Below are 11054 nucleotides of genomic sequence, written 5' to 3'. Positions count from 1 at the left end.
GGCGTTCGGTGCCGGTGCCCGCGCCGCCGTCGCGGGTCCTCGGGCGGTGCGTCCGGCGCCCCGCCCGTCGGGCGTCGTGTCGGGCGCAGGCGGCCCGCGCGAGCGGCGGCTCCGGAATCCGCGTTTCGTGCCCAGGGTGGCCGGTCGCGGCCCGGGCCCGGCTTGGCCCGTCCGGCGCCGGGCCGTCGCCGTGTGTGAAGAAGGCGCAGCTCAGAGCCCCGATCGCGGGGCCCGGCACCGACGGGTCGGGCTGAAGGCTGGTGCACGCCGGGCCAGGGTGTGCCGCCGGCGGACTCCGGCGTCGGGCCCCCGGGTGGGTGGGGTTGGCGGCGGACCGGAAGCACACCCCGGGTCGGGGCTTCCGGTGCGACTCCCGGTCGGTGCCCCGTCGGCAAAAGTTAAAAGAATTCGCCTTTGGCTGCTGTCGCGCCCGCCCTGCGGGTGTGCGCCGGTCGCCGGCCGCCCGCGTTCGAGGACGTCGCTAACGGCGGATGAAACGGGAGGATCCGCATCGGCGACATCGCCGCACTCCTGCCCGATTAGAACCTTTAACAGCGGATAGGCGAGATAGACGTTAATTAAGACATATGTGGCCTCAATGGTTGTCCGCGCGCCGCCCTCGCGCGGTTGCCACAGTGGCGCTCGGTGCATTCAAACGGCGGCTCGACATCAATATCGCGAAGGCCGGCCTGAATTAGATCGCTATTCTACTGCAATGGCCGTCGCCAATTATTCCACACCCCGTCCGGACCGAGCTTCCTCGAATGTGCGTCCCGGCGGAATGTGCCGCCGCGGCGCCCTCGCCCCGGTGCCGCCCCGCCGTCGCCCCACGCCCGTCCTGCCCCTGTCTTACCGTCGCACTCCGAGCCGGCGTGGATCGCGTCCTACCTGGCCCGTCGGCCCGTCACGCCCCGGCAGCCCGCCCGCCAGCAGCGCCGCGGGCCCGCGCGGCTAGGGGTTGTGCCAAGCGAATGGGCAGCCTAATTTCGGAGCACCCGCGCGGACGGCGGGGAAGTCCGGATATGGGCTGCACACACCCATGACGCGAAGGGTTCTGTGGCCGTGATGTCCCAGCCACTGCCGAGACTCCACCACGTCCCCGACAGGGGTTAACGGAGATGACACTGCTGCCGGCACTGTGCGGTCACGGTACCGACCGGGCCGACGCGGTCAGGGTCGCCGGGCGGACCCTCTCCAGCGAAGCGCTGCTCGGCTGCGTGAACGCGGTCGCCGACCGGATCCGGGGTGCCGGCGCGGTCGCCGTCGATGCGACCCCCAGCCTGGAGGCGGTGGTCGGGATGGTCGGCGCCGTACGCGCGGGCGTGCCGCTGGTGCCCGTGCCGCCCGGCGCCGACGAGCGGGAGCGCAGTCGCATCCTGCGCGAGGCCGGGGTGACCGTGGTCCTCGGCCGGGACCGCCCTGGCAGCCTCGGCCTGCCGGCTGTTCCGGTCGACCTGCGGCAGCGATCCTGGACCCGGCAGCCCGAGCCGGATCCGGGCGCCGACGCGGTGATCCTCTACACCGGAGGCACCAGCGGGCCGCCGCGCGGCGTGCGCATCTCCCGCCGGGCCATCGCCGTCGGCCTGGACCTGCTGGCCGACGCGTGGCGCTGGACCGGGGACGACGTCCTGGTCCAGGGCGCCCCGCTGTTCCGGGCGTACGGCCTGGTGGTCGGGCTGCTCGGCGCGCTGAGGGTGGGCAGCCGCTTCGTCCACCTCGACCGGGAGGCCATCGCCGGCCCGGCCGGCACCCTGTACCTGGCGGTGCCCGGGCAGTGGGCGAGGATCGCCCGAAACCGTCCCTGGGCGCACACCCTCGCCGGCGCCCGACTCCTGGTCTCCGGGGACGCCCCGCTCGTACCCGCCGTGACCGAACGCCTCCGGCTGCTCACCTCGCACTCGCTCCTCCAGGGCTACGGCACCACCGAGACCCTCATCGCGCTGGCCGGGCGGGTGGACGCCCCGCCGGCCGTCGGTGCCGTCGGCGCGCCCCTGCCGGGGGTCCAGGTCCGGGTCCTGGGCCGGGACAACCTGCCGGTGCCCACCGACGGCGAGTCGGTCGGCGAGCTGAGCATCCGGGGGCCGACGCTGTTCAGTGGATACGTCGACCGGCGCGGGCAGCGCACCGGCACCGACGGTTGGCACGCCACCGGCGACCTCGCGACCGTGGCGGCGGACGGGTCACACCGGATCATCGGACAGCGCCGCACGGACGTCGTGCACGGTCCCGTCCGCGTGTACGCCGGCCAGGTCGAGGAGGTGCTGCTGAGTCATCCGGGGGTCCACGACGCAGCCGTGGTCGGTATCCCGCACCCGGTCCTGGGCGAGCAGGTCACCGCGTACGTCGTCGCCGCCGAAGGGCTCACCGCCCAGGTGCTCATCGACCACGTCGGGCGGTACCTGTCGGCCTGCCAGCGGCCCCGTCGGGTGCACTTCGTCGACGAGCTGCCGCGCAGCGTGCAGGGTCGGATCAGGAAGTCGCTGCTGATCGCCGCAGGCTGACCGCGCCCGCGCCCCGGCCGGTGCGCCGGAGCGTCAGCCCTCCACCCAGCCGTGCCGTCGGGCCAGCGCCAGCATCCGGGCGCGTACCGCCACGATCTGCGCGCCCGTCAGGTCCGGCACGGCGGTCAGCAGGGCCTCAGTGGTCTCCGCGAAGAAGGCCCGCTCGGAGAGCACGTCGCACAGGCCCTCCTCGTCCTCCGCGCCCGCCGGGACCTCCCGGGCGCGCACGGCACCGGCCGTGGCGCTCCGATCGGCGCCGGGGGCGGGGCCGATCACCCGCACCGTGAGCGCCTTCGGGCCACGGTCGCTCTCCACCGCCTCGTACTCCACCGGCACGCCGGGCACCATCGTCCACTTGTCGCCATCGACGGTGTTCGCGTGGACGAACACGTCGTCACCGCCGTCGTCCGGGGCGATGAACCCGTAACCCCGCACCTCGTCGAACCGCACCACTTTGCCTCTGAGCATCGCTTTCCCGCATCCGTCCGACCACTCCGCACGCTCCGGCCACCCGGACCGGCATGCCACAGACTGGCAGGCGCCCCGGGCGGCGGGCACCCGTACTTTACCCCTATCGACCACCCAGGGGGGCGGCGTGGCGACCCGGCGCACCTACCATCGGCGGGTGATCGAGCAGATCCTGCCCCCCTCCGTGGCCGTGGCCGAGTCCTTCGAGGATCCCGCCGGACTGACCCTGTTCCCCGAGGAGGAGGCGCTCGTCGCGAACTCGGTGCAGAAGCGGCGCCGGGAGTTCACCACCGTGCGGCACTGCGCCCGCCGGGCGCTCGGTGAGCTGGGCGTCGAGCCGGTGCCGATCGTCTCCGGCGCGCGCGGCGCCCCGATCTGGCCGGCCGGGATCGTCGGCAGCATGACCCACTGCGACGGCTACCGGGCGGCCGTCCTCGGCCGGGCGGCGGCGTTCGCCACCCTCGGGGTGGACGCGGAGCCGCACGCGCCGCTGCCCGAGGGGGTGCTCGACGCGATCGCCCTGCCGGCCGAGCGGACCCGCACGGCCGCGCTGGCCGCCGCCCGTCCCACGGTCTGCTGGGACCGCCTGCTGTTCAGCGCCAAGGAGTCGGTGTACAAGGCGTGGTTCCCGCTCACCGGCCGGTGGCTGGACTTCGCCGAGGCGGACATCGTCGTCGACCCGGCCGGGACCTTCGTGGCCGAGCTGCTGGTGCCCGGCCCGGTGCTGGGCGGCGTGCCGGTGACCGCCTTCACCGGCCGGTTCCTGGTGGGCCGGGGCCTGGTGCTCACCGCGATCAGCATCCCGACGCCCACCGCCTGAACGGAGCCGACCGGCGGCCGGTCAGTCGGCCGTCAGCCTCGTCTTCTGCACCTTGCCCAGGGCGTTGCGGGGCAGCGCGTCGACGAACCGCACCTCGCGGGGGCGCTTGTGCGCGGACAGTTGGCGGGCCACGAAGTCGATCAGCTCGGGCCCGTCCACCCCGTCACCCACCACGTACGCCGTGACCTGTTGGCCCAGGTCCGGGTGCGGGGTGCCGACCACGGCGGCCTCCCGGACGCCGGGATGCGCCAGCAGGGCGTCCTCCACCTCGCCCGCGCCGATCCGGTAGCCGCCGCTCTTGATCAGGTCGGTGGCGGCCCGGCCGACGATCCGGTGCCAGCCGTCCGGGTCGACGGTGGCCACGTCCCCGGTGCGGAACCAGCCGTCCGGGGTGCGGGTCGCCGCGTCGGCGTCCGGCCGGTTGAGGTACCCGTCGAAGAGGGTGGGCCCGCACACCTGGAGCTCGCCCATCGCCGCGCCGTCGGCGGGCAGCGCCACGCCGTGCTCGTCGACCACCCGGGTACGCACGCCGGGCAGCGGCACGCCGACCGTTCCCGGCCGGCGGGGCCCGTCGGCGCGGGCGCTGACCGTGATCAGCGTTTCGGTCATCCCGTACCGCTCGACCACCCGATGGCCGGTGAGCGTGGCGAGGTCGGCGAAGACCGCCGCCGGCAGGGCCGCGCTGCCCGAGACGAGCAGCCGCGCCGGGCGCAGCGCCCGCGCCGCGTCGGGGTCGGCGGCGATCCGGGACCACACGGTGGGCACGCCGAAGTAGACGGAGCCGGCCGCTGCCGCGTACCGGTCGGGGCGGGGGCGGCCGACGTGGTGCAGCCGGCTGCCCAGCCTCAGCGGGCCGAGCACGCCGAGCACGAGCCCGTGCACGTGGAACAGCGGCAGGCCGTGCACCAGCAGGTCGTCCGGGGTCCAGGACCAGGCGTCGGCGAGGCCGTCCAGGCAGGCGGCGACCGCCCTCCGGGAGATCACCGCGCCCTTCGGGGCCCCGGTCGTGCCGCTGGTGTAGAGGATCAGCGCGGTGCCGGCCGGGTCCGGCTCCGGGTGGACGGTGTCCGACCCACGGGTCAGGTCGACCGGGACCACCGGCGGGCCGGCGCCGCCGACCGGCTGCGGGCCGTTCGCCGGGACGAGCAGCGTCGCCGCGCCCGAGTCGCGCAGGATGTGCTCGCGCTCCATCGGCCCGGCGTCCGGCGGCACCGGTACGACCGCCGCGCCGGCGGTCAACGCGCCCACCACCGCGACCACCGTCTCCAGGGTGGCGGTGGCCTCGACGGCCACCCGGTCGACGCCGCGCAGCTCGTCGGCGACCGCCGCGGCCCCGCGGCGCAGCTCGACCCAGGACACCGCCCGGTCGTCGACCCGGACCGCGCCCGGGCGCTCGTCGTCGGACTCTGCCAACCAACGCAGCAACGTCATGCCCTGCGCCCCTCTCCAGCGGCTCGGATCCGGCGCCGCCCGGCGCGCCGGGAGTCGACGCCACGCCGGACCGTCGCCGGCCCGCCGGCCCGGCCGGATCGCCGGTAGGGTTCGCGTGGGCGTCGGCGGGGTGCGCGTCGTCGCCGGAGGCCCGGCACGGCGGGTCCCGGGACGACCCGACCGTAGTCGGGGCGCCCCCGGCCCGGCCACCCCTACCGGCCGCCGCCGGCCGTGTCGTCGACGTCCCTCAGGAGGTGCCGCCGGTGACCGGTGAGGCGGGAGGCCGGCGGGACGCGTCCGGCCAGGTCCGGGCGGTCGTGTTCGACCTCGACGGCGTGCTGGTGGACAGCCTGGCCGTGGCCCGGGAGGCGTTCGCCCTCGCGTACGCCGAAGTGGTCGGCGACGGGGTGGCGCCGGTCGAGGAGTACTGCCGGCACCCGGGCCGGTACCTGCCCGAGGTGCTGGAGCTGCTGGGTCTGCCGGCGGCGATGGCCGGCCCGTTCGTCCGGGAGAGCAGCCGGCTGGCGCACCGGGTGACGCCGGTCGACGGGGTGGTCGAGCTGCTGGGCGTCCTGCGTGGGCGGGGGCTGGGCCTGGCCGTGGCCACCGGCCGCAGCGGGAAGCGGGCCCGGGACCTGCTCGGTGGGCTCGGCATGCTGCCGCTGGTCGACCACGTCGTCGGCGCGGACGAGGTGCCCCGGCCGAAGCCGGCCCCGGACATCGTTCGGCGGGCGCTGGAGCTCCTCGGGGTGCGCCCCGGCGAGGCGGTGCTGCTCGGCGACGCGCCCGCCGACCTGGTCAGCGCCCGGGCCGCGGGGGTGGTGGCGGTCGCCGCGTTGTGGGGTGAGTCGGACCGGGAGGTCCTGCTCGCCGCCGGCCCCGACGCCGTGCTGGCCCGCCCGGCGGATCTGCTGCCGCTCTGCCCGCCACCCGGTCCCGGGTCGCCCACCGCCCGGCCCGGCGCGGCGACGGGCACGCGCGGTGACCGGCGGGCACCCCTGTCGGGCCGGTCGGCCCCGGATGACACCCCGGTTCGTCAGCCGATGGGTTGATTCGTGATTCAGATCCCCGGATGATGTCCGGCGTCGGTCGCCGCCGCGCGGACCGATTCCGCGTACCGCAACACGCCGCGATCCCAGAGGGTCCCGCCCTCCCGACGGCAACCCGCACGTGACGGAGGACGACGCCAATGCCGGTCATCGAGGTGGAGCACCTGCACAAGCGGTACGGGGAGAAGGTGGCCGTCGACGACGTGTCCTTCACCGTCGAGCAGGGCGAGATCTTCGGCGTGCTCGGGCCGAACGGGGCGGGCAAGACGACCACCGTCGAGTGTGTGCAGGGGCTGCGCCGCGCCGACGGCGGCTCCGTGCGGGTGCTCGGACTGGATCCGATCCGGGACCGCACCGAGGTGCGCCAGCGCGTCGGCGCCCAGTTGCAGGAGAGTCAGCTCCCCGACAAGCTGCGGGTCCGCGAGGCGCTGGATCTCTACCGCTCCTTCTACCGGCAGAAGGCCGACATCGACGAGCTGCTCGCCGACCTGGGCCTGGCCGAACAGCGCAACACCGCCTTCCACAAGCTCTCCGGTGGGCAGAAGCAGCGGCTCTCGGTGGCCCTGGCGCTGGTCGGGCGCCCCGAGGTGGCCATCCTCGACGAGCTGACCACCGGCCTGGACCCGCAGGGCCGGCGGGACACCTGGGACCTGGTCGAGCGGATCCGCGACCGGGGCGTCACCGTCGTGCTGGTCACCCACTTCATGGAGGAGGCGGAGCGGCTCTGCGACCGGCTGGCCATCATCGACACCGGCCGCATCGTCGCCATCGACACCCCCTCCGGCCTGCTCACCCGCGTCGGCACCGAGCACCGGGTGCACTTCCGCCCGCTCGACGGGCTGGACGACTCGTTGCTCGCCGCCCTGCCCGAGGTGACCGGGGTCAGCCGCAGCGGCGACGAGGTGACCGTGACCGGCCCGGAGGAGGTGCTCCAGTCGGTGCTCGCGGCGCTGACGGAGCACAAGGTCCGGTACGCCGCCCTCCGGGTCGAGCAGCCCACCCTGGACGACGCCTTCGTCTCGCTCACCGGTCGCCGCGCCGGCCGGGCCGCCGCCCCCCAGAAGCCGACCGACAAGAGGCCCTCGTGAACGCCCTGACCAAGCTCATCGCCGTCGAGCTGAAGCTGTTCGTACGCGAACCGGTGTCGCTGTTCTTCGTCTTCGTGCTGCCGATCGGCCTGATGCTCGTCTTCGGGCTGCCCCAGCGGGGATCGTCCACCCAGGGCACCGGGCAGCACGGCGAGCTGACCTTCCTGCCGGCGCTGGCCCTGGCCCTCACCATCGGCATGCTGGCGCTGTTCACCCTGCCGATGGCGCTGGGCGTCTACCGCGAGCGGCGGGTGCTGCGCCGGCTCGCCACCACCCCGGTCCACCCGGGAATGCTGCTGGTCGCGCAGGTCGTGGTGAACCTGGTGATGGGGGTGGCCGGCGCGGTGGTCACCGCGATCGGCGTACGGTTCCTGCTCGACCAGTCGTCCCCGGCGAACATGCCCGGCTTCGTGCTGGCCTTCCTGCTCGGCGTGGCGTGCCTGTTCGCCATCGGCCTGCTCATCGCGGCGCTCGCGCCGTCGGCCCGGGCGGCGCAGTCCATCGGTCCGGCGCTGTTCTTCCCGCTGCTCTTCCTCGCCGGGGCCTGGCTGCCCCGCGACCAGATGCCGACCGTGCTGGCCCGCATCGCCGACTACTCGCCGCTGGGGGCCACGGTGGACACTCTCGCCGCCTCGTGGGCCGGCGACAGCCCGGCGCTGTCGCAGCTCCTCGTCCTGGCGGCCACCGCGGTGCTCGGATCCGTGCTGGCCACCCGCTTCTTCCGCTGGGAGTGACGAGCGTCCGGCAGCGCTGCCGGAAGCGAAGCGAGGGCCCTTCCCGCCCGGGTGGCGGGGAGGGCCCGTCCCGTCTGCGCCGATCCGAATGCCGTTCGCCCTAGGGGTTGTTAAGGGTGTTCGGGTATTGTGACCTGAATTACATTCAACCTGAACGAGGCCGGTCACCGGGGCGCGGGAGGGTGTTCTCCCGCCACCCGTTCCGTGTCCGCGGAACGGGGTGTCGCCCCCGCCGGTGACCTGCGCCGCACCGACGACTCACGCGTCCGGGGCGGAGCGACAAGCGACGGAGGTCGTGCGATGACAGATTCTTCCGATTCCGCCACCGTTGTCCGGACGGCGGACCGGATCGTCAACGATGACGACCGGAGCGCCTGGTCGGCGCGGGTGCCCATCGGCGGGGACGCCGCCACCATCATCGACGTGGTGTTGGAGGGCGGCCCGACCAATCTCCCCGCCGAGCAGCGCAGCCACCGGATCTCCCCAGCGGAGGACAAGATCAAGGTAAGCCACTACGGCGGGTACGAGCACTTCGAGCGGGACACCGTCAGGGTCGCCGACGAGCTGCCCGTGGTCTTCCGCTGGACCGGCCGCACCAGGATCGCCGAGTAGTCGAAGGCAGCGCCGGGGGGTCGTCGGCGCCACGCGCACCGGTGGCGCCGGCGCGGTCCGGCCGCCGCCGCCCCGGCCGGGCCCCGGCTCAGGCCCGGTCGGGGGTGAGCCGGTGGGTGAGCGCGGTGTGCCGCCGGCCGGTGCCCGCGGTACGCACCGCGATGGCGAGCGCCTTGCGCGATCCGGCCAGCACCACCAGCTTCCGGGCCCGGGTGACCGCGGTGTAGAGCAGATTCCGTTGCAGCATCGTGTACGCGCTCATGGTCACCGGCACCACCACGGCGGGATACTCGCTGCCCTGCGACCGGTGCACCGTGATGGCGTACGCGTGTTGCAACTCGTCGAGCTCGTGGAACTCGTAGCCCACGTCCTCGTCCTCGTCGGTGCGTACGGTCAGCGTCTGGTCGTCCAGGTCCAGGGCGGTGACCACCCCCACCGTGCCGTTGAACACCCCGGCGGCGCCCTTGTCGTAGTTGTTGCGGACCTGGATCACCTTGTCGCCGATCCGGAACACCCGGCCGCCGTGCCGCCGCTCCGGGGCGCCGTCGCGGTGCGGGGCGATCGCCTGCTGCAACAGGGTGTTCAGGTTGCCGGCGCCGGCCGGGCCGCGCAGCATCGGGGTGAGCACCTGCACGTCGCGGGGGCGCAGGCCGAACCGGCCCGGGATCCGCCGGGCCACGATGTCGACCACCTGCTCGGCGGTGACCTCCGGTTCGTCGCTGGGGAACAGGAAGAAGTCGGGGTGCTCACCGAACACCGGGGCCTGGCCGGCGTTGATCCGGTGCGCGTTGGCCACCACCCCGGACTCCTGCGCCTGCCGAAAGATGCGGGTGAGGCGGACCCGGGGCACGGTGTCGGCGGCCAGCACGTCGCGCAGCACCTCGCCGGCGCCGACCGAGGGCAACTGGTCGACGTCGCCGACGAGCAGCAGGTGCGCGCCGGGCGGGACCGCCTTGACCAGCTTGTTGGCGAGGATCAGGTCGAGCATGGACGCCTCGTCGACCACCATCAGGTCGGCGTCGATCGGGTTGTCCCGGTCGAAGGTGGCGTCCCCGCCGGGGCGGAGCTGGAGCAGCCGGTGCACGGTGGTGGCCGGGTGGCCGGTCAGCTCGGTGAGCCGCTTCGCCGCCCGGCCGGTGGGCGCGGCCAGCACGATCTTCGCCTTCTTCGCCGCGGCCAGCTCGATGATCGACCGCACGGTGAACGACTTGCCGCAGCCGGGACCGCCGGTCAGCACGGCCACCCGGGAGGTCAGCGCCAGCCGTACCGCCTGCTCCTGTTCCGTCGCCAGCTCAGCCCCCGTGCGGGCCCGCAGCCAGGCCAGTGCCCTGGGCCAGTCCACGTCGGCGAAGGCCGGCATCCGGTCCACCGGCACGCGAAGCAGCCGGACCAGGCTCGCCGCGAGGGCCGACTCGGCACGGTGGAACGGCACCAGGTAGACCGCCGGGATGACGGCGCCCTCGTTGCTGCGGTTCGGCACCGCCTCGCGGACCACGCCGTCGGAGGTGGCCACCAGGTCGGCCAGGCCGGCGGCGACCAGTTCCGCCGGCACCTCCAGGATCGCGGCGGCGTCGGCGACCAGGTTCGGCTCGGGCAGGTAGCAGTGTCCGCCGTCGGCGGCCTCCGAGAGGGTGTAACGGATGCCGGCGCGCACCCGCTGAGGGCTGTCGTGCGGGATGCCCACGGCCTTGGCGATGCTGTCGGCCGTCCGGAACCCGATGCCCCACACGTCGGCGGCCAGCCGGTACGGGTCGTCGCGCACCACCGCGATCGACGAGTCGCCGTACTGCTTGAAGATGCGCACGGCGTGCGAGGTGGAGACGCCGACGCCCTGGAGGAAGATCATCACCTCCTTGATGGCCTTCTGCTCCTGCCACGCCCCGCCGATCGCCGCGGTGCGCTTCCTGCCGAGGCCGTGCACCTCGACCAGCCGGCCGGGTTCCTCCTCGATGATCCGCAGGGTGTCCACGCCGAAGGCGGCCACGATCCGGGCCGCCATCTTCGGGCCGATCCCCTTGATCAGTCCCGAGCCCAGGTAGCGCTCGATGCCCTGCACCGTCGCGGGCAGCACGGTGGTGCAGTGCTGCACCTCGAACTGCCGCCCGTAGCGCGGGTGCGACCCCCACCGGCCGACCAGCCGCAGCCGCTCCCCGGGCTGCGCGCCGGGCAGCGGGCCGACGACGGTGAGCAGGTCGTCGCCGGAGCGGTCGGTGGCGACCCGGGCGATGGTGTACCCGGTCTCCTCGTTGGTGTAGGTGACGCGTTCCAGCACCGCCTCGAGCACGCTGCCCCGCACCGGGGCGCCCGCGGTGTCGGCGGTCGGCGTGGACGGGTCGGCGGACATCGGGACG

The 11054-nt window shown here is 74.3% G+C and carries 8 protein-coding genes and 1 pseudogene; 6 read left to right on the top strand and 3 right to left on the bottom strand.

All coding sequences use genetic code 11. From position 1 onward, the window contains the following. The first annotated feature begins 1118 nt into the window (after positions 1-1118). Positions 1119-2501: an AMP-binding protein gene (locus OG559_RS01845; RefSeq protein ID WP_405111572.1), complete on the top strand. Its 1383-nt coding sequence runs from the start codon at positions 1119-1121 to the stop codon at positions 2499-2501. A gap of 33 nt (positions 2502-2534) precedes the next feature. Here OG559_RS01845 and OG559_RS01840 read toward each other — a convergent pair whose 3' ends face one another. Beyond that, positions 2535-2969: a cold-shock protein gene (locus tag OG559_RS01840; protein ID WP_405111569.1), complete on the bottom strand. Its 435-nt coding sequence runs from the start codon at positions 2967-2969 to the stop codon at positions 2535-2537. A 157-nt stretch (positions 2970-3126) separates the two neighbouring features. On the opposite strand from OG559_RS01840, the gene OG559_RS01835 reads away from it, so the two are divergent. Further along, a complete protein-coding gene (locus OG559_RS01835) occupies positions 3127-3789 on the top strand; it encodes a 4'-phosphopantetheinyl transferase (RefSeq protein ID WP_405111566.1) in 663 nt (220 codons plus the stop codon). A 21-nt stretch (positions 3790-3810) separates the two neighbouring features. Here the strand turns inward: OG559_RS01835 and OG559_RS01830 are convergent, their stop codons facing one another. Next, positions 3811-5220 (bottom strand): acyl-CoA synthetase, encoded by a 1410-nt coding sequence (locus OG559_RS01830; protein WP_405111563.1) that lies wholly within the window; start codon positions 5218-5220, stop codon positions 3811-3813. 263 nt (positions 5221-5483) lie between these two features. Between OG559_RS01830 and OG559_RS01825 the strand changes: the two are divergent. The 4 genes and pseudogenes from OG559_RS01825 to OG559_RS01810 form a co-directional block, all read left to right on the top strand. Then, positions 5484-6146 (top strand): annotated as a pseudogene (locus OG559_RS01825) (HAD-IA family hydrolase); the annotation flags it as partial. Between the two features lie 263 nt (positions 6147-6409). Continuing rightward, complete coding sequence (locus OG559_RS01820) at positions 6410-7357, top strand: ATP-binding cassette domain-containing protein (protein ID WP_396674121.1); 948 nt, start codon at positions 6410-6412, stop codon at positions 7355-7357. Continuing rightward, positions 7354-8091, top strand: a complete 738-nt coding sequence (locus OG559_RS01815) for an ABC transporter permease (RefSeq protein WP_405111560.1) — start codon at positions 7354-7356, stop codon at positions 8089-8091. Before OG559_RS01820 ends, OG559_RS01815 begins: the two co-directional genes overlap by 4 nt. Before the next feature lie 300 nt (positions 8092-8391). Continuing rightward, positions 8392-8703: a DUF5988 family protein gene (locus OG559_RS01810; RefSeq protein ID WP_405111558.1), complete on the top strand. Its 312-nt coding sequence runs from the start codon at positions 8392-8394 to the stop codon at positions 8701-8703. Between the two features lie 88 nt (positions 8704-8791). On the opposite strand, the gene OG559_RS01805 is transcribed toward OG559_RS01810, so the two are convergent. Further along, positions 8792-11047: an ATP-dependent RecD-like DNA helicase gene (locus OG559_RS01805; protein WP_405111555.1), complete on the bottom strand. Its 2256-nt coding sequence runs from the start codon at positions 11045-11047 to the stop codon at positions 8792-8794. Positions 11048-11054 lie beyond the last annotated feature (7 nt).

This window comes from Micromonospora sp. NBC_01405 (assembly GCF_045040155.1).
Lineage (GTDB): Bacteria > Actinomycetota > Actinomycetes > Mycobacteriales > Micromonosporaceae > Micromonospora.
The sequence above is the reverse complement of the archived record's forward strand: the minus strand, read 5'-3'. Positions and strand labels throughout refer to the sequence as shown.